General features: G+C 72.6%; 8 protein-coding genes and 2 pseudogenes. 4 read left to right on the plus strand and 6 right to left on the minus strand.

Annotation, left to right across the window (positions count from 1 at the left end):
• Positions 1-218: pseudogene (locus AC2CHE_RS24010) on the plus strand (nucleotidyl transferase AbiEii/AbiGii toxin family protein); the annotation flags it as partial.
• Positions 219-244: 26 nt separating this feature from the next.
• Here AC2CHE_RS24010 and AC2CHE_RS24015 read toward each other — a convergent pair.
• Positions 245-1,333, minus strand: coding sequence for an ArsR/SmtB family transcription factor (locus AC2CHE_RS24015; protein ID WP_484507116.1), 1,089 nt, complete (start codon positions 1,331-1,333; stop codon positions 245-247).
• Between the two features lie 68 nt (positions 1,334-1,401).
• Here AC2CHE_RS24015 and AC2CHE_RS24020 point away from each other — a divergent pair, with 68 nt between their 5' ends.
• Complete coding sequence (locus AC2CHE_RS24020) at positions 1,402-2,652, plus strand: MFS transporter (RefSeq protein ID WP_484507117.1); 1,251 nt, start codon at positions 1,402-1,404, stop codon at positions 2,650-2,652.
• A 280-nt stretch (positions 2,653-2,932) separates the two neighbouring features.
• A pseudogene (locus AC2CHE_RS24025) lies at positions 2,933-3,851 on the plus strand (IS982 family transposase).
• Positions 3,852-4,302: 451 nt separating this feature from the next.
• Here the strand turns inward: AC2CHE_RS24025 and AC2CHE_RS24030 are convergent.
• Together AC2CHE_RS24030 and AC2CHE_RS24035 are read right to left on the minus strand one after the other, a co-directional pair.
• Complete coding sequence (locus AC2CHE_RS24030) at positions 4,303-5,862, minus strand: hypothetical protein (RefSeq protein WP_484507118.1); 1,560 nt, start codon at positions 5,860-5,862, stop codon at positions 4,303-4,305.
• Entirely contained in the window at positions 5,859-6,785 is a 927-nt protein-coding gene (locus tag AC2CHE_RS24035; protein WP_484507119.1) for an ABC transporter ATP-binding protein, read from the minus strand. The genes AC2CHE_RS24030 and AC2CHE_RS24035 overlap by 4 nt, the downstream gene beginning before the upstream one ends.
• 90 nt (positions 6,786-6,875) lie before the next feature.
• On the opposite strand from AC2CHE_RS24035, the gene AC2CHE_RS24040 reads away from it, so the two are divergent.
• A complete protein-coding gene (locus AC2CHE_RS24040; protein WP_080648942.1) occupies positions 6,876-7,454 on the plus strand; it encodes a TetR/AcrR family transcriptional regulator in 579 nt (192 codons plus the stop codon).
• A 152-nt stretch (positions 7,455-7,606) separates the two neighbouring features.
• Here AC2CHE_RS24040 and AC2CHE_RS24045 read toward each other — a convergent pair whose 3' ends face one another.
• The 3 genes from AC2CHE_RS24045 to AC2CHE_RS24055 are packed head-to-tail and all read right to left on the minus strand — an operon-like array spanning position 7,607 to position 19,481.
• A complete protein-coding gene (locus AC2CHE_RS24045; protein WP_484507120.1) occupies positions 7,607-8,356 on the minus strand; it encodes a thioesterase II family protein in 750 nt (249 codons plus the stop codon).
• On the minus strand, positions 8,353-14,028 hold the full coding sequence (locus AC2CHE_RS24050; protein ID WP_484507121.1) for a non-ribosomal peptide synthetase: 5,676 nt from the start codon (positions 14,026-14,028) through the stop codon (positions 8,353-8,355). The genes AC2CHE_RS24045 and AC2CHE_RS24050 overlap by 4 nt, the downstream gene beginning before the upstream one ends.
• The gene (locus AC2CHE_RS24055) at positions 14,025-19,481 is read right to left on the minus strand and encodes a type I polyketide synthase (RefSeq protein ID WP_484507122.1); all 5,457 of its coding nucleotides are present in this window, start codon (positions 19,479-19,481) and stop codon (positions 14,025-14,027) included. The genes AC2CHE_RS24050 and AC2CHE_RS24055 overlap by 4 nt, the downstream gene beginning before the upstream one ends.
• Between the last annotated feature and the right edge of the window lie 111 nt (positions 19,482-19,592).

Raw genomic sequence — 19,592 nt, forward strand, 5'->3', positions numbered from 1 at the left:
CCACCATCCGATCCGGCCGCTACACCCGCGACGCCCTGATCGCCCTCGCGCGCCGCGCCGACCGCGGCTTCGACCCGCGCATCTTCGCCGACGCCCTCGGACAAGCCACCCGCCTCGATCCCGACGACTTCGCCCAGTACGGCGTCACCGGCGCAGCGCTGGATGATCTCCGTGGCCGATTCGCCGAATGGCGCCGGGAACTACTCAGCGAGGAGTAGTCGGCTCGACCTGACGGTTCCGTCATCTAACGTTTCAGCCGATCCTCGGTAAACGATCGCAGCGAGGCTGAGGCAGCATCAGCACGATCCGCAGTTAGCAGCATGTCGCTCGCGTTGGTCCTGAAGTACAGCACCAGTCGGCCGCTGCGTGACGCGCCTACGAGTCCGGCCGATCGCAGCAGGCTCAGGTGTTGCGAGACGGCTCCCGCTGTCAGTCCGGTGCGGTAGGCCAGTTCTGTGGTGGAGGCTGGTGCGTCCAGTTCCAGCAACAGCCGGGTGCGGGAGCGCCCGATCACCCGTTCCAGGGCCGGGGCGGTCCCGGTGGTCTGCTTCTCCCACAGTGTCGCTACGCCGCGGGCGGGGTAGGTCACTGTCGGTTGCCAAGGTGGCATCGTGCTGGAAAAGACGGTCGGCCAGACGAATGCCGACGGGACGAGCAGCAGGCCCTCGCCGTCCAGTTGGCGGTGACCGGCGAAGCGTGGATGGACGATCGTGAGTTGGTCGTCCTGCCAGCTCACGGATGGCGCCAGGTCGGCGAAGAGGCTCGTGGGGCCGCCGTCGGCCAGGCGGCGGGCGCGGTGCACGACGTCGGCCTCCAGCAGGCTACGCAACCGCGGCCAGTACTCGCGGACGGCCAGTTTCCAGTAGTCGCTCATCTGTCGGGCGAGGCGATCCAGCCCAGCGGCGGGGTCGGTCCACAAGGCGTGCAGTTCGGCATCGTCCCTGCGCGCTTGGGCGTCGTTCCGCCCGGGGGATGCGTTCCGCCGCCCCGGGTCCCGCAGTGTCGTCAACCGGTCCAGGTCTGTGCGCACCTGCTGCGGTGCGGTGCGGCGGAGATCTGCGAGCTCGGTCTGCAGATCGGGTACCGGCGTCGTCGGGGGTGGTGTGACGAAGTCGGGGATGTACCAGCTCGGCACTGGCACCAGGGCGAACAGCAGGTCGAAGGCGCCCGCTGCCGCGGCCACCCGGGGTGCCGCCTGTTTGACCCACGGCACGTGCAGGGCGTGCGCCGCTGGATCCTTGAGCACGCGGACGCTGGCGACGATCTCCTGCATCGGTGAGAACGCGAACCGCATCACCGCGAGGTCGTACGCCGAGAACCCGATGGTGAGCATCGCCCTCCTGGGATTTAGCCTGGTCTAAATCTATCGAGCTGACGGTCCTGTCGCAGCATGCTCCCGGCATGGCGAATCGAGACTTCGAACTGCTCTTCGCAAGTACGGCGGTGAGTCGGCTCGGCAGCGAGATCAGCTACATCGCCTTGCCTCTGGCGGCGATCGTGGCCTTGCAGGCCGGCCCGGAACAGGTGGGCCTGCTCAACGCCGCCACCACCGCGGCGTTCCTGCTGATCGGCCTGCCCGCCGGAGTGTGGGTCGACCGGATGCGCCGACGGCCCGTCCTGCTCGCCGCCGACCTCGTCCGGTTCCTGCTGCTGGCCTGGGTGCCACTGGCGTCGTGGTGGGGGATCCTCACGATGACCCAACTCTTCGTCGTCGCCTTCCTGGTGGGCGTGGGCCGGGTCTTCTCGGACGTGGCGGCGCAGAGCTATCTGCCGACGGTCGTGGGACGCGAGCACCTGGTGGCCGGTAACGCCCGCCTCGCCGGCACCGAGGCGGTCTCCCGGATCGCCGGCCGAGGGGCCGGCGGCGCCCTCGTCCAGGCACTGACCGCGCCGATCGCCATCGCCATCGACGCGGTCACATACCTGTGGTCATTTCTCTGCCTGCGCCTGATCCGCCGCCCGGAGCCGGCACCTGCCGTACCCGACGGACCCCGGCATCTGTGGCGGGAGATCGGTGAGGGCCTGCGTTACGTCGCCGGACAGCCCGCCCTGCGTGCCGTCGCCGCATCAGGGGCACTGGTGAACCTGGCCTCCACGGTCATCGTCGTCATCGTTCCGCTGCTGATCGTCCGGGAACTGCGGTTGCCGGAGGCACTGGTCGGCGCCTTCTTCGCCGTGGGCGGGGTGGGCGCGGTCCTGGGCACGATGACCGCCCGGCGACTCGCGCTGCGCTTCGGCTACGGGCGGACCCTCATCGTCGCCGCGACGACCGTGGCACCCATCTACCTGCTGCTGCCCTTCGCCGACCGGGGCGTCTGGCTGTGGGTCGCCGCCGTGGCCTACCTGTTGATGATGGCGAAGGCGTCGATCGACAACGTACTGCTGGTCAGCTTCCGGCAGACCATCACCCCGGACCGGATGCTGGGCCGGATGAACGCCACCATGCGTTTCGTGCTCTTCGGGGCACTGCCGATCGGCTCGGTGCTCGCCGGTTTCGTTGGAGAGCACGTGTCGCTGCGCGCCGCGCTCTGGTGCGGCACCATCGGCATGGCCGTCGCCTGGATTCCGATCTTTCTATCGCCACTGCGCACGATGGAGGTGCTGCCGACCGGCCCGGCAGAGCCGGCACCGGTTGCTGCCGCGCCACGGTGAAGTAGCCCCGCATGGGCGGCTCCAACGCTCGAGCTGATCTTCAGCAAGCGATCGCATCACGGCCACGAAGCGACCGGCATGCAACGGGGACGATGGGAAAGCCGCAGTTCGGCGGCCTGTGGACGCCGGCGGAGCGTCGGGTTAGGAAACCGATGCTCTATCCCCTGAGCTACGGGGGCGCGAGGGCCTAGACGATCTATTCCAAGGGGTACGGGGCAGTGAAGAGAGGCGAGGGCGTCCATGATCGACGTTGCGAAGCAACGATGACCATGGAGGCCACGTGCACGTCGATCGGGACACCCTCGCCACCGCACTGTACGTGAAGATCGACGACGTGTTGAAGTCGTCGCCCCAGCCCACCCGGTGGCGACCCACAGTCGGGATCGTCCCGAAGATCACCGACGCCGAACTGATCACCCTGTCGGTGTTGCAAGCCCTGTCGGGCTACCACACGGAAGCCCGCTGGATCCGTCACGCCCGCATGAACCTGACCCACCTGTTCCCCTACATCCCGAACAAAACAGCCCGCGTACAACAAGCGGCTGCGCACACTCGGCACGCAGATCACCCATCTGATCCGGGTCCTGGCCCTGGACACCGACCTGTGGCAGCACCCGGTGCGCATCGCCGACTCCACCCCGGTGGAGTGCGGACGCTCCCGCGAGACCGTCAAACGCTCTGATCTGGCCGGGTGGGCCACCTACGGCTACTGCGCCTCGCACTCGCGTCGCTTCTGGGGCCTGCGTCTGCACCTGGTCACCACCGTGCACGGACTGCCCGTGGCATTCGCCCTGGCCACCGCCAAGACCGACGAACGCGAAGCACTCATGGACCTGTTCGACCTGGACACCGGCCTGTTGACCCATCCCGACGGACTGATCCTGGTCGTGGACAAGGGCTACCGCGACGCTGCCACCGAACGACAGCTGACCGAACGCGGCGTCACCATGATCCGCCCCGCCTACCGCACCGAGAAGCCACGCCCCGGACGGCCCCTGCTGCGCGCTGCGCGGCAGAACATCGAGTCCGTCAACCAGACCCTCAAAGGTCAACTCGACCTCGAACGACACGGCGGCCGTACCGGCACCGGCGTACTCGTACGCGTCGCACAACGCATCCTCGCGATGACCGCCGCGATCTGGCACAACTGGACCACCGGCCAACCCGTCATGCGCTCCCTCATCGCCTACGACCACTGATCCCTCGGAATAGATCGTCTAGTCTAGCGACCTGGGGGTTCACCTGGGGTGGCAGGGAGTGGCCCGCGTTGACCTGCACTGACTGTGAGGCTGGTGGGGTCGGTCCGCAGGTGATGGGCTGATGTCGGCAGCAGCGGACGTGACTCTTGCTCTGACTGACTTCGTGCCTTGGAGCGGTTGTTTGCCTGCTGCTGCCGACGCTGGCCCGGCGGGAGACGTTTGGCCTGATCAGGAGCTTGACCGCCAGTTTGCGGCTGGCGTGTCTCATCACAGTCCTGCCATCTCCGCACCGGACCGGACCCTTGCGGATCAAACGCTGCCTCCAACGCTACGTCGGAACTTCCACGCTACCGTTCGGCGACAGACTCCGCGCCATGCCGGTCAGTGATCGCAGCTAGACCGCACAGCGACCGGCGGCTGACCCACCGCCGCCGCGCTCACGCGGCGGAGGTCACCCGGCTTCGAGGTCCCGCCAGCGGTAGCGCACCGCCGACACGGCGACGAGAGCGACGGCGGCAACGACCATGGCGAGGGCCGCGGGCCGGTGCCAGGCGTCGCGGGGAACCGCGCCGATCCAGTGCACCGGGGAGAGCTGACGCGCCCAGGACGGGAGTTTGAGCAGGTCGGCACGGAGGCAGACGACGAGGCCCCAGCCGACGGGGAGCCACGCGACGGGGACCGCTCTGGGGCTCAGCGCGTGCACGGCCACGGCGGTGCCGGCCAGCAGCACGACCGCGGCGGCGTACGACAGGGTGGCGGTCAGCCCCTTGCTGAAGTAGTGGCCCTCGCCGAAGCCCGCCTGGAGGCCCAGCCCGGTGGCGAGACCACCGCAGAGCAGGACCAGCATCGACCACATGGTCGTCAGCAGCGTGGTGGACGTCCACCACCGCCACCGGCTCACCATGGTGGACAGGCTGTAGCCCACCCGGCCGGCCGTCTCCTCGGCCGCCAGCCACTGCACGATCTGGATCCCGGCGGCGGCGGCGAGCAGCGCGGTCAGCTGGACGAAGATCGTCAGGGTGGCGTCGACGGTGGCGCTCTGCTCGGCCTTCGTGGCGGCGTCCAGGTGGTTGATCTGGGGGGTCAGGTATCCGAAGGCGAAGGCGAACAACGCGCTCGCCCCGACCCAGCCGGCACCGAGACCGCCGGTGAGCCGTACCAGGAGGGTGAAGGGGGAACGGACCCACGCCGGCGCCGTGGCCGGACCCGGCCGTGGGGCGATGATGCCGGCTCCCTGGTCACGCCGGACGGCGACCGCGGCGGTGGCGGCGAACAGGCCGACGGCGAGCGCGCCGGCGGCGAGCCAGGGCCACAACGGGGGGTCGGCGGCGAACGGCCGGATCTCGGCCAGCCATGACTGCGGATTCCACCCGGTCGCGTCCCACTGCTGCGCGTCCACCGCCGCGCGGGCCAGGTAGCTGATCAGCCAGACACCCGCCGCGAGCAGGTAGGCGGTCCGGGCGGTTCGGCAGCACTGGGCGATCAGGGTGCCCACCCCGGTGAAGACGAGCATGAAGATCGCGAGCCCGCCGGCGTAGCGCCAGGACCCGCCGGGCGGGTAACCCAGCGCCGACAGCCCGATCGCGGTCATCACGGCGGTCAGTGCCGCCGCGACCGCGGCGGCGGTCACCCCGGCCGCGGCCGGTGCCAGCCGGTGGACCGGGTACGACGTGAGGATGTCGAGCCGTCCGGTGTCCTCGACGCTGCGGGTGAACCGGATCGCGAGGTGCACGCCGATCAGGGGAATCATGATCAGGGTCAGGTAGCCCATCTCGTTGACCAGGATGCCGCCCAGGGTGTGCAGGTCGTACCCCCGACCCTGCAACGCCGCGCTGCCGTTCAGCAGCTCGTACGCCCCGGCGTACCGGTCGCGGCTGGCCTGGTCGGGGTACGTGTCGTTGATGGTGGCCGCGCTCGCGACCACGAGGGCGGCCACCAGCAGGGGCCAGCCGAGGACCTGGGTGTAGCCGGTGCGCAGGCTCAGCGCCAGGCAGCGCCAGTATCCGGTCATCGCGCCGCGCTCCCGGCGACGGCGTCCGGGACGTCACTGCGGTAGTTGGTGAGGAACAGCTCGTCGAGGCTGGGCGGCTGCACCGTCAGCGAGGCCGGTTCGGCGGCGGCGACGCAGCCGACCGCCGCGGCCAGCGCCGCGGGGCCGGCGCGGAAGCTGACGTGGGTGCCGTCCGGCCGGGTCGTCACGGCGAGGTCGACGAGACCGTCGAGCTGCTCCAGGCCGGACAGCGGGTGCCTGGTCAGGGCGGTGACCCGGGTGAGGGTACGGCTGCGCAGATCGGTGAGCGTTCCGGTACGGATCACCGCACCGCGTCTGATGATGCTGACGCGGTCGCACAGGACCTCCACCTCGGAGAGGATGTGGCTGCTCAGCAGGACGGTCCGACCGCCGTCCTTGAGCTCCCGGACGCACTGTTGGAAGACCTCCTCCATCAGCGGGTCCAGCCCCGAGGTCGGCTCGTCGAACAGGAGAAGGTCGGCGTTCGTGGCGAGCGCCGCGATCAGCGCCACCTTCTGTCGGTTGCCCTTCGAGTAGGTGCGCGTGCGCTTCGTCGGGTCGAGCTCGAACCGCTCGATGAGCTCCCGCCGTCGGCGCGGGTCCGCCCCTCCGTGCAGCCGGCCGAGGACGTCGATGCAGGCCCCTCCCGTCAGGCCGGGCCACAGCGCCACGTCCCCCGGCACGTACGCCAGGTGCCGGTGGGCCGCCACCGACTGGGTCCAGCAGTCGAGACCGAAGATCTTCGCCTCACCGGCGTCCACCCGTAGCTGGCCGAGCAGGGCCCGGATGGTCGTGCTCTTGCCCGCCCCGTTCGGCCCGAGGAAGCCGTGCACCTCGCCCTCGGCGACCGTGAGGTCCAGGCCGTTCAACGCGACGGTGCCGCCGAACACCTTGCGCACACCTCGCACCGCGATCGCGTCCATACCAGCATCGTAGCAAATTCTGACAGCTACTATCACCTTGATAGTTGGTTGCTTTCTGAGTAAGAGTTTCACATCGCTACACTCAACGACATGCCGCTCAGCCTGCGTCAACGCAATCGCATGGCCGCGATCCGGGCAATCCAGGACACGGCCATGGAGCTCTTCGACTCTCGCGGGTTCCACAACGTCACCATCGACGACATCGCGCGGGAAGCGGCGGTGTCACCGTCCACCTTCTACCGCTACTTCGGCTCGAAGGAGGGGCTGTTCACCGTCGACCCGTTCGCGGCCGTCGGGGCGGACGGCTTCGACGAGGTCTTCGACCTCGACGACCTGCCCGGCACGATGACCCGCCTCGCGGCCAGCGCCGGCGACGGAGGGCCGTGGCGCGGCATGCGCTACGTGCTGGAGGAACCCGCCGTCCGGGCGGCCGTGTACGCCACGATGGACGCCATGGTCGAGCGCATCGCCGCGGCCCTGGCCGACCGCGGGCACGGGCCGGTTCCGGCCCGGGTCCTGGCGCGCACCTACATCTTCGGTGTCTACTTCAGCGCCCTCGAACAGTGGCACGACGACGGCCGCACCCGGCCCATCGGCGAGTACGCGCGAGAAGCGCTGGAGGCGATACCCACCGAGCAGCGGGCGGCCGGGCCGAGCGCCGGCCCGTGACCTGCCCGACCGGCGGGCCGGGGGGGGGGGGGGGGGGGGGGGGGGGGGGGGGGGGGGGGGGGGGGGCCGCGCCGCGGCCCCGCCCCCGCGCGGGCGCGCGGGGGGGGGGGGCGGGGGGGGCCGGCCCGCGCCCCCCCCCCCCCGACGCTGCGCTACCGAACCGGATGACGGACGGGGCCGACCCCGGCGGTGATCAACCGGATCAGCTCCGGCGCCAGCTCGTCGAGGAAGAAGTGGCCGGCGGGCAGCATCCGCAGCTGCACGCTCGTCGCGTGGTCACGCCAGCCCGCAAGGTCGGCCGGCTGGAAGGTGCGGTCGTGGATGCCACCGAACACGGTGAGCGGAATGTCGAGCGGTGGCTCGTCCACGAGTTCGTAGGTCTCCAGCACGGCGAAGTCGGCGCGGATGATCGGCAGCGCCAGCGCCATCAGCTCCTCGTTGTCGAGCACCTCCGGCGGGGTGCCGTTGAACGAGCGCAGCCGGGCCTTCACCTCGGCGTCGCTGGCGTCGTGCACCGTGGACTCGTGGCGCCGTCCCGGGGCCGGCGAGGCGGACACGAACAGGTGTGCGGGCGCGGGGTGGCCGCGGCGGCGCTGCAGCCGGGCGAGCTCGAAGGCGAGCAGGCCACCCATGCTGTGGCCGAACAGCGCGTAGGGCCGGTCGAGCAACGGTTCGAGCGCATCGGCCAGTGCCCGGACCAGCGGTGCGAGCCGGCGGTACGGCTCCTCCCCCATCCGCACGCCGCGGCCGGGCAGCTCGACCGGGCACACCTCGACGTGACTGGGTGCCAGGTGGGCCCATGTCCGGTAGGCCGTCGCCGCTCCGCCGGCGTACGGAAGACACACCAGGCGGGTCGACGCGGCCGGCCGCGGACGGCGGGCCCAGAACCACTTCTCGCTCATCTCGGCTCCCCCGCCCCGTCGGCGCGCAGGACCCGTCCCAGCTCCTCGATCCGCCGGTCGGGGTCGGCCACCACCATCTCCAGCAGCCGGCCCCACTGGCGTCGCAGGCGACCCACCAGGCGCGCGTCGACGCGGTCGGCGGCATGCAGCCACAGGCCCCGCAGCACGCCGGCGTCCTCCATCACGATCAGGCCGAGGTCCACCTCCGCCGGCCGCAGGCCGGGCGGCACGTGCACGAAGACCCAGCCGTCGTCGGGTGACACCGGTTCGAGGCGTACGCCGCGCAGCACGGTCGGCGGCAGCGGCGCGTTGAGCAGGTTGAACCCCAGCCGCACCCGGTCGCGCGCGGCGGGCATCTCGCGCCGCAGCGGCTGCATCGGGACGGTGTGGTGGGCGTGCGCCTCGAGGGTTCGTTCCCGCACCCGCGCCGTCAGCTCGCGGAAGCTCGGGTCGCCCCCGAGGTCGGCGCGCACCACCAGGGAGTTGACCAGGTAGCCGATCAGGTTCTCGGCCTCCGGCCGGTCGCGGCCGGCCGTCGGGAAGCCGACCGCCAGGTCACGGCTGTCGGTGTACGCGGCCAGCAGCGCGTCGTACGCCGCCAGCAGCACCATGAACAGCGTGGCGTTCTCCCGGTTGGCCAGCGCCCGAAGGCCCGCAGTGAGCTCCGCGCCGAGCACGAAGTCGTGGCGGGACGCGGGCAGCGCCTCGTCGGCCGTCAGGTCCTCGACGACAAACGACGGCGTCGCGGGCAGGTCGGCCAGCCGGTCGCGCCAGTAGCGGGCCTGCCGGTCCCACGCGCCGGAGGCGTACTCCTGGCGCTGCCAGGCGGCGAAGTCGACGAACTGGACGGGCAACGGCGGCAGGCCCGGGTCCCGCCCGTCGGCGAACGCGTCGTACGCCACCGCCAGCTCACGCAGCAGCACCCCGTACGACCAGTTGTCGGTGACGGCGTGGTGGATGGCGAGCACGAGCACGCGGTCCCGGTCGTCCACCGTGATCAGCCGGGCCCGGACCAGCGGACCGTCGGCCAGCGGGAAGGGCAGATCCGCCTCCTCGTCCAGCACGCGCCGGACGGCGGGCAGTGGGTCCGCGGCGTCGGCCTCGTCGAGCCGTACCCGGGTCAGCGGCCAGGACCCCTCCTCGTCGATCACCTGCACCAGCCCCTCCGGCCGGGTGACCAGCCGAGTGCGCAGCGTCTCGTGCCGTCGCACCAGGTGATCGAGGGCCCGGCCCAGGGCGTCCTCGTCCAGCGGCCCGCGCAGGCGCGCGGCGGTCACCACCGTGTGGAAGGCGTCCTGCGGCGGGACCGGGAAGTCGACGCACAACTGCTCCTGGGCGAACGACAGCGGCAGGTCCCCGCCGCGGGGCACCGGTTCGACGGCCGTCGGCACGGCGGCCGGTACCGGACCCCGGGCGGTCAACCATCCGGCCAGCGTCGCGACTGTCGGATGCTCGAACAGATCCCGCAGCGACACGTCGACGCCGAGGCGGGCCCGCATCCGCGAGATGACCTGGGTGGCCAGCAACGAGTGGCCGCCCAGGTCGAAGAAGTCGTCGTGCACGCTGAGCCCGTCCACACGCAGCAGCTCACCCCAGATGTCGGCGAGCGCGCGCTGCAGGTCGTCGCGGGGCGGCTCGTACGGCGTGCGCAGGCTCGCGCGCAGCCGGTCGGGGGCGGGCAGCGCGCGGCGGTCGACCTTGTCGTTGGGCGTCAGCGGCAGCGCGTCCAGGAACACGTACACCGACGGGACCATGTACTCCGGCAGCCGTTCGGCGAGTGCGGCGCGCAGCCGCGGCTGAAGCTTGCGGGCACGCCGGGCGGCGGTGCCGTTGACATAGGCCGACAGCGGCCGGTCCGCAGGCGACGGCTGCGCCGCGGCGACCGGGTGGTCCGCGGCGCCGGGCCGGCGCAGCACGACATGGTAGGCGCCGTCCGGGCCGTGGTCGGACCAGTCCAGTTCGGCCCGGTAGCCGGCCGCCTCGGCGAAGCGGACCAGGTCCTCCGGGTCGACGCCACCGTTGGGCAGCACCCGGGCGTTCGGCACGCCCCGTACGGCGACGATGTCGCCGCCCAACTGCGCGCGCAACGCCCCCATGGAGGTCCACTCCTGCCAGGGGCACGGCACCGCAGCAACGGCCGCGCCGGCGGCCAGTACGACGTCGTACCGGAAGCGGGTGAGCTCGTTGTCGAACCCGCCGCGCTTGGGCTGCACGCGGACGTCGGCGATGCCGGGGATGCGGTCGCGCAGGGCCAGGAAGTAGCGCGGGTCGATGACCAGCTCCTCCTCCTCGGCCACCCGGCGGCGTACCCGCGCGGCGAGGATGTCCTCGGTGTCACCGGGCTCGGCCCGGTGGCGCTCGACCGAGGTGTGGAAGGCCTCGAGCAGCGGCAGGCTGCGGACGTCGCCGATCACCACGGCGCCGCCCGGGGCGAGCCGGCGCAGTGCCCCTTCGATCACCCGAGCCAGGTACTCCCCGTCCGGGAAGTACTGGACGACGGAGTTCAGCAGGACGACGTCGAAGAGCTGGTCCGGCAGCCGGTCGAGCTGGTCGGCGGCGCACTCGTGCAGCTGGACGTCGCCGGGATAGCGGGCGGAGCGCCGCAGCCGGTCCAGCGCGACGGTGGAGAAGTCGGTGCCCCAGTAGCGGCGGCAGTGCGGGGCCACGGCGTGCAGGATGAGGCCGGTTCCGCACCCGACGTCGAGCACCGAGCGCGGCGCGCGCTCCAGCACCAGCTCGGCGGTCCGGTCCACCCAGTCACGCATCTGCACCGCGGGGATGGGCTCACCGGTGTAGCTGCTGTTCCAGCCGCTGATATCGAACGTCGGGTCGACCTGCGGCGCCGCCTCGTCGTACGCGGAGTCCCAGATGCTGCGCCACTGGTCCAGCTCGTCCGGCTGCGCCGGCAGCTCGTCGGCCACGACGTACGCCACCAGGCGCTGGTCGCCGGGGGTGTCCTCGCGTACCAGCACGACCGCCTGCCGGACCGCCGGCTGCTGCGCCAACAGCGTCTCGATTTCACCCAGCTCGATGCGGAACCCGCGCAGTTTCACCTGGTGGTCCATCCGGCCGAGGAACTCCAGGCCGCCGTCGGCACGGCGCCGCACCAGGTCGCCGGTGCGGTAGAGCCGGTCACCCAGTCCGATCGGGAAGGGATGCCGAACGAACCGCTCAGCGGTCAGCTCGAGCCGGCCGAGGTAGCCGCGGGCCAGCCCCGCGCCGCCGATGTGCAGTTCACCGGGTACGCCGGGTGGCACCAGTCGGCTGTACGCGTCGAGGACGTGCAGTTCGGTGTTGGCGATCGGCTCGCCCAGCCGTACCCCGCCGGTGATCCGCGACACCGCCGACCAGATGGTGGTCTCGGTGGGGCCGTACATGTTCCACAGTTCCCCGCCGGCACCGGCCAGCCGCCGGGCCAGGTCCTCGGGCAGCGCCTCCCCGCCGCAGAGCATCCGGAACCCGGCCGGTGGCGTCCAGCCGGCGTCCAGCAGCAGCCGCCACGTCGAGGGCGTGGCCTGCATCAGGGTGGCCCCCGAGGCGATCAGCGCCGCCGCGAGCCGGGCGCCGTCGGCGGCCACCTCCCGGCTGACCAGGTGCACCCGCGCGCCGGTGGTGAGCGGCAGGAGCAGCTCCAGCATCGAGATGTCGAAACTGAGCGTGGTGACGGCGAGCAGGGTGTCCGCCGGGGTGATCCCCGGCAGCTCGCGCATCGAGCGCAGGAAGTTCGCCAGGGCCCGGTGCGGAATCTGCACACCCTTGGGTCGCCCCGTGGAGCCGGAGGTGTAGATCACGTAGGCCAGGTCGTCGCCGGCGACCTCGACGTCCGGCGCCGCCGTGTCCTCGGCCGCGAGCGCGTCCGCGTCCCCGTCGAGGCGGACCACCACGGCCGGTGGCTCCGGCAGCCGGTCGGCGAGGTCGCCCTCGGTGAGCAGGGTCTTGAGCCCCGAGTCGGCCATCATGAACGCGAGGCGTTCGACCGGGTACGTCGGATCGAGCGGGACGTACGCGCACCCGGCCTTGAGGGTGCCGAGCATCGCCACCAGCATCTGCGGGCTGCGCTCGGTGCAGATCCCGACCAGGTCCCCGGGCCCGGCGCCGAGCCGGCGCAGGTGGTGCGCGAGCTGGTTGGCCCGGCGGTCCAGCTCGGCGTAGGTCAGGCACCGGTCACCGCAGCGCAGCGCCTCGGCGTCGGGATCGGCCCGTACGCGGGCGGCGACCTCGAGGTGCGGCCAGGACAGGTCGGCCCACAGCCGGCGGGTGTCGTTGGGTTCGCGCGCCAGCCGGTGGCGTTCGTCCTCGCTCAGCAGGTCGAGCCGGGCGACCGGCTGGTCCGGCGCTGCGGTGGCGTGCTCGACCAGCCGGTGCAGCGCCCTGGACAGGTGCTCGATGGTGGCGCCGTCGAACAGGTCGGCGTTGTACTCGAACCAGCCGCCCAGCCCGTCGGGCCGGTCGAAGACCTGCAGCTCCAGGTCGAAACGCGCGGTCGTGCTGGCGACCGTGTACGGGCTGACCCGCAGCCCGCCGAGGTCCAGCGCCGGCACCTCGATGTTCTGGAAGACGAAGGAGACCTGGAACAGCGGTGACCGGGACAGGTCCCGCTGCGGGTGCAGCTCCTCGACGAGACGCTCGAACGGCAGGTCCTGGTGCGCGTACGCGCCGAGGCAGGCGGTCCGGACCCGGGACAGCAAATCACGGAAGGTGGGGTTTCCGGAGAGGTCCACGCGCAGCGCCAACGTGTTGACGAAGAAGCCGACCAGCCCCTCGATCTCCGGCCGGGTCCGGTTGGCGATCGGCGCGCCGATCACGACGTCGTCCTGACCGCTGTAGCGCGACAGCAGCGCGGTGAACGCGGCGAGCATCGTCATGAACGGCGTCGCGCCCTCCTGGCGGGTCAACGCGCGCAGCCGCTCGGTCAGCGGACCGGACAGCCGGAACGGGGTGGACCCGCCCCGCGAGGTCTGCACCGGCGGTCGTGGCCGGTCGGTGGGCAGGTCGAGCACCGGCGGCGCGCCGTCCAGCGCCGCCGCCCAGTACGCGAGGTCGTCGGCGAGACCGGGGCCTTCGAGCTGCCGGCGCTGCCAGGCGGCGAAGTCGACGTACTCGATGGGCAGGTCCGGCAGCGGGGACGGGCGGCCGTCGCGCAGCGCCGGATAAAGGGTGACCAGCTCGCGTACGGTCACCGCCACCGACCAGAGGTCGGCGACGATGTGGTGCACGCTGAGCACGAGGATGTGCTCCCGCGGCGCCACCCGGAAGAACCGCACCCGCAGCAGCGGGCCGGTACCGAGGTCGAACGGCTTCCGCACCTCCTGCTGGACGAGGCGCTGCACGTCGTCGCCGGCGCAGTCGACCACCGCGAGGTCGGCCCGCCCGGTGGCCGCGACCCGCTGCACCGGCTCGCCGTCCACCTCGGCGAAGGTGGTACGCAGCGCGGCGTGCCGGCGCACGATCTCGTCGCAGCAACGCCGCCACACGTCCAGGTCGAGCGGCCCGTCGAGGCGCACCGCGATCGGCACGTTGTACGCGGCCCCGCCCGGCACGAGCTGCTCCAGGAACCACAGCCGCTGCTGCGGGAAGGAGAGCGGGAACTCGCGCGCCCGCGTACGCAGCCGCTCGGCCAGCAGCCGCCGCTTGTCGGCCGCGGAGAGGCCGTCAAGATCGGGCATGGTCATGCCTCGCTTCCCCCTTCGGCCGCCAGCAGCTCGCGCAGCATGGCGTCCACCTCGTCGTCGGAGAGCTCGTTCACGCCGTCGGCGATGGGTTCGATCGGCGCCGGCGCCGGCGTGTCCGCGGCGCCGGCCATCAGCCTGGACGTGTTCGCCACGGTGGGCTGGTCGAAGAAGTCGCGCAGGGTCAGGTCCACCCCGAACCGGGCACGCAGCTTCGTGCCGATCTGAACCGCGGCCAGGGAGTGGCCGCCCAGCGCGAAGAAGTCGTCGTGGCGGCCGATCCGGTCGATGCCGAGCGCGTCGCGCCAGATGGCGGCGATGTCCGCCTCGGCGCCCGGGGCGGGCTCCTCGTAGGGGACGTCGAGGTCGGGGCGGGGGTGCAGGACGGACGGTGCCGCCACCTCGGCCAGCTCGGCGGCCAGCCGGGCCGGGTCGATGGCCGCGGCCGCCCGCTGCGCCGCGGCCAGGTCGCGGGTCGAGACGACAAGCTGCTCGGGGCGCGGGTCGGTCGCCAGGATCCGGTCGAACAGGTCGGTCCCCTCGGCCACGGTCAGCCCACCGGTCGGGTCGGTCAGGGTGGCCAGGCCGGACGGTACGGGCTGCGGCGGGGCGGACGCGGCCCGCTCGACCTCGTCGCGCATCGCCGCCGGTTCGTGGATCCGCTTCATGACGAAGTCGCGCATCTGCACGAGCAGCCGGCCCTGCTCGTCGTGGACGTCGGCGTCGCAGGTGAGCGTCTCGCCGGACGAGTCGCCCTCCTTGACCCGGATGTGGCACACCATCCGGGTGGTCAGGCCCCGGACGAACCGCAGGCTGCCGTACCAGAACGGCAGGTAGTAGCCCTCGGCGGCGTACACCCGGGACGCGCCGCCGACCACGTCGAGCAGGGCCGGGTGCAGCAGGTAGGTGTCCAGGTCGCCGGCGTACCGCTCGGGCAGTTCGAGGTCGGCGACCATTCCCGAGGTGCCGACGTGGACGCGGCTGAGGCTACGCCACCGGCCGTGCACGGCGAACCGGATGAGCCCGCCCTCGGCGGCGAAGTCGAGGCGCAGCCGCCGGCGGAGCGCGGCCTCCCCCTCGATCACCTCCTGGACGTCGCAGGCGGCGAGCAGGTCAGCGGCAGCGCGCGGCGGCCGCCGCACCGGGTCGTGCAGCACGACCGTTCCGGTGCAGTGCTCCTGCCGTCCCGCGGCCCCCCGGCTGTGCACCCGGAACCTCAGCACGGCGTCGTCGCCGCGCTCGACGGTGGTGAGCATCTCGCGCTCCTGGTCGTCCGGGACGATCACCGGCGAGGTGAAGAGCACCTCCCGGAACTCGATCTCCCGGCCGTCGGCGTACGGCGCCACGGCGGCCCGGACCATCTCCAGGTAGGTGGTGCCCGGGACCAGCCCGTGCCCCTGCATCCGGTGCTCGTCGACGATCCAGCTGTCGGCCGTGCTGATGGTGGTGCGGAAGGTCTCGACCGTCGGGCTGCTGCGCAGTCGGCGTTGCAGCAGCGGATGGGCGACGGCCGTCCCGCCGGCCGGGTCGGCCGCCATCCCGGTGTCGCGCCAGGTGTCCCACGCGACGGCCGTCACCCCGTCGCGCGCGGCGGCGAAGGTGTCCAGGAAGGCGTTGGCGGCGCAGTAGTCCAGCTGGCCCGGCCCGCCGAGGATCGCGGTGCGCGAGGAGCAGAGCAGGAAGAAGTCGAGCGGGTCGCGGCCGCACACCGTGTCCAGGACCAGGGTGCCGCGCGTCTTGGCGGCGAGGACCGCGTCGGCGTCGGCCCGTGACTTCCCGGCGAGCAGACCGCTCGCCGGCAGCCCGGCCGCGTGGATGACGCCGAACAGCGCGCCGAAGCGGGACCGCAGCTCGTCGACCGCGCGGGTGGTCTGCGCGAGGTCCGTGACGTCGGCGGGCAGCACCACCGCACGGGCGCCGAGGCGGCGGAGCCCTTCCAGCCGGCGGATCCGGATGCTGGTGGCGTCGTCGGCGTCGTGCTCGGCCAGCCACTGCGACCAGGCCTCCTCGGGCGGGACGGGGGTCCGCCCGAGGAGGCCGATCGCCGGGGCCCGCACGGAACGGGCCAGGTGTTCGGCGAGCGCCAGGCCGATGCCGCCCAGGCCGCCGGTGATGAGGTAGACGCCGTGGTCGCGCAGCCGGCCGGTGGACGGGCCGGGGTCGAGGTCGACGGCGTCGAAGGTGCGGGTCCACCAGTGGCTGCCCCGCCGGGCCAGGACCGGCTCGTCGGGCGCCGACCGCAGGGCGTCGGCCAGCGACTCGACGCCCGTCCCGGTGAGGTCGAGCAGCCGGCAGGTGACGCCGGGGACCTCCTGCGGGACGACGGTGCACGGGCCGACCAGGGTGGCGTTCTCCGGTTGCAGGCGCTCGTCGCCGGTCACGCCGAACACGCCGCGGGTCAGCACGTCCAGGGTGAGCGCCAACTGGTCCGGCCGGTCGGCGAGCACCTGCGCGAACGCCAGCACGCTGTGGAATCCGAGGGCCTCGGCGCGGTCCAGGTCGGTGCCGGGTTCCACGGCCAGGCTCCACAGGTGCACGACCCGGGTCGGCCGGCGGTCGCCGAGCGCGTCGAGGAGCCGCCGGTGGTCGTCGCGGTCGGTCGGGTCGACGGTGAAGGCGTCCGGGCCGTCCTGGGCGAAGCCGCTGCCCGCGCGGACGCGTACGACGGCGGGCAGCGACCCGGCGAGGGCCCGGCCCGCGGGCAGCTCCGCGCCGAGCAGCAGCCAGGGGCCGTCGTCGACGCCGGGGCGGCCCGGCTGCAACCGTCGCCAGCTCGGGCGGTAGGTCGGCGACGAGGCCGCCGGCGTGGCCGGGCCCGAGGTCTCCGGGCGGTCGGGCTCCACCCAGTAGCGGCGGCGCCGGAACGGGTACGAGGGAAGGCGTACCCGCCGGCGGCGGTCGGCCTCGCACACGGCGGACCAGTCGAGCGTGGCGCCAGCGGCCCAGATGGTGCCCAGCCCCTCCAGCAGGGCCTGCCGGTCGACCCGCTGCTCGCCGGGCCGGGGCATGGTGCCGGCCGCGACACGCTCCGCCGTCCAGAGGGGATGCCGCCGGGCGAAGGTGGTCAGCGAGTCGCCCGGGCCGACCTCGAGCAGGATCAGGTCGGGATCGGCGAGCAGGGTGCTCAGGTTGTCGGCGAAGCGCACGGTGGAGCGCAGGTGTGCGCCCCAGTACTGCGGGTCGGTGGCCTGGTCGTCCTCGAGCCACGTTCCGGTGCGGTTGGAACAGATCGGGATCGTCGGAGGGTGCAACGCGACCCCGCCGACCTCCGCGACGAACGGTGGCACCGCGTCCTCGACCAGCGCCGAGTGGAAGGCGTGCGAGGTGTGCAGCCGGCGGCAGCCGACGCCCCGGGTCTTGAGCTGCTGCTCCAGGTCGTCCACGGCGTCGGCCGGCCCAGAGGCGACGCACAGCGCGGCGCCGTTGACGGCGGCGAGGTCGAGCCGGTCGGAGAGCAGCTCCACGGTCTCGGCCTCGGGCAGGAAGACGGCCAGCATCGCGCCGTGCGGCGTGGCCTGCATGAGCCGGCCCCGCGCGGTGACCAGGGCGGCCGCGTCCTCGAGGCGGAACACGCCGGCGAGGCAGGCGGCGACGTACTCGCCGATGCTGTGGCCGGCCAGCGCGTGCGGCTCGACGCCGGCCGCGATCAGGGTACGGGCCAGGGCGTACTCGACGGCGAACAAGGCGGGCTGGGCGAGCTCGGTCTCGGTCAGGTCGGCCCGCGGCTCGCCGGCAGGGAACAGCGCCGCGCGTACTGCCGGGGGGAAGAGGTTGAGGCAGCGGTCCAGCTCGGACCGGAAGACCGGGTCCTCGTCGTACAGGTCGCGGGCCATGCCGGCGTACTGGGTGCCCTGTCCCGGGAAGAGGAAGGCCACCTTCACCGGCCGACCGGCGGTACCCGGCGTACCGGCGGCCCGGCGCAGCCGGCGTACCGCGTCAGCGCGGTCGACGGCCACCACCGCGCGCCGCCGCTCGAAGGCTCGGCGCCCGGTGGCCAGAGTGAAGGCCACGTCGGCCAGCTCGTCGTCGGGATGCGCCTCGAGGTGGTCGGCGAGCCGCTCGGCGGCCTGCGCGAGGGCGGCGTCGGTACGCGCCGACAGCGGCAGCAGCTGCCAGGGGCGGCCGGGCTCCGCCGGTACGGCCGGCGGACCCTCCTCCAGCACCACGTGGGCGTTGGTCCCGCCGATGCCGAACGAGCTCACCCCGGCCCGGCGCGGCTCGTCGGTACGGGGCCACGGCCGGTGCACGGCGTTCACGTGGAACGGACTCGTCTCCAGCGCCAGTTCCGGGTTGGGCCGGTCGTAGTGCAGGCTGGCCGGGATGGCCTCGTGCTTGAGAGCGAGGGTCGCCTTGATCAGGGCGGCCGCGCCGGCAGCCGCGTCCAGGTGGCCGATGTTGCTCTTCACCGAGCCGATCGCGCAGGAGCCAAGGGTCGCGGCTTCCTCGCCGTAGGCGCGGGTGAGGCCGGCGATCTCGATCGGGTCACCGAGTGCCGTGCCGGTGCCGTGGGTCTCCACGTAGCCGACCGTCTCCGGCGCGACGCCGGCGACGCCGAGCGCCTCGGCGATCACCTCGGCCTGGCCGTCCGCGGACGGCGCGGTGTAGCCCACCTTGAGCGCGCCGTCGTTGTTCACCGCGGATCCGCGGATCACCGCGTCGATGATGTCGCCGTGCTGGCGCGCGTCGGCGAGCCGGCGCAGCACGACCAGGGCGACGCCGTTACCGATGACGGTGCCGCCGGCCGCGGCGTCGAACGGCCGGCAGTGCCCGTCCGCGGACAGGATGCCGCCGGGCTCGTACTGGTATCCGTTACGCAGCGGGACGTTCACCGACACCCCGCCGGCCAGGATGATGTCGGACTCCCCGGACAGCAGGCTCTGGCAGGCGAGGTGAACCGCCACCAGCGAGGTGGAACAGGCGGTCTGCACGGTGATGGCGGGCCCGCGCAGCCCGAGCTTGTACGCGGCCCGGGTGGCGAGGAAGTCCTTGTCGTTGGCGAGCTGGGTCTGGTACGGACCGAGCGCCTCGATCACGCCGCGGTTGGCCATCAGGTTGTACAGGAGGTAGGTGTTCAGGCTGGCGCCGGCGAAGACGCCGATCCGGCCGGGGAACGCCTGCGGGTCGTAGCCGGCCGACTCCAGCGCCTCCCAGGCGCACTCCAGCAGGACCCGATGCTGGGGATCCATCAGCTCCGCCTCGCGGGGGCTGTATCCGAAGAAGCCGGCGTCGAAGGTGTCGGCGCCGTCGAGGACCCCCTTGGCGCGTACGTAACCGGGCCGGCTCACCAGCGCGGGGTCGACCCCGGCCGCGCGCAGCTCGTCCGCCGAGAAGGCGGAGATGCCCTCCTTCCCGGCCACCAGGTTCGCCCAGAAGGCCTCCACGTCGGCGGCCTGCGGGAAGCGTCCCGCCATGCCGATGACGGCCACCTGGGACAGGTCGTCGATCGAGTCGCTCACTGGTCACTCCCCTGTGGATTCGGTACGGATCTTGCGCGGCGCGCGGCGCTCCGGCGGCGTTCCGCCAGCGCCGCCCGCCTGCCGGCCACCCGCTCGCGGGCGGCGGTCAGC

Source organism: Micromonospora sp. ATLC16 (assembly GCF_057196645.1).

Bases quoted from the DNA above. Each gene is read 5' to 3' on its own strand.
- AC2CHE_RS24045 (WP_484507120.1), bottom strand. From the start codon at position 8,356: ATGAGCGAGAAGTGGTTCTGGGCCCGCCGTCCGCGGCCGGCCGCGTCG.
- AC2CHE_RS24050 (WP_484507121.1), bottom strand. From the start codon at position 14,028: ATGACCATGCCCGATCTTGACGGCCTCTCCGCGGCCGACAAGCGGCGG.
- AC2CHE_RS24020 (WP_484507117.1), top strand. From the start codon at position 1,402: ATGGCGAATCGAGACTTCGAACTGCTCTTCGCAAGTACGGCGGTGAGT.
- AC2CHE_RS24035 (WP_484507119.1), bottom strand. From the start codon at position 6,785: ATGGACGCGATCGCGGTGCGAGGTGTGCGCAAGGTGTTCGGCGGCACC.
- AC2CHE_RS24030 (WP_484507118.1), bottom strand. From the start codon at position 5,862: ATGACCGGATACTGGCGCTGCCTGGCGCTGAGCCTGCGCACCGGCTAC.
- AC2CHE_RS24040 (WP_080648942.1), top strand. From the start codon at position 6,876: ATGCCGCTCAGCCTGCGTCAACGCAATCGCATGGCCGCGATCCGGGCA.
- AC2CHE_RS24015 (WP_484507116.1), bottom strand. From the start codon at position 1,333: ATGCTCACCATCGGGTTCTCGGCGTACGACCTCGCGGTGATGCGGTTC.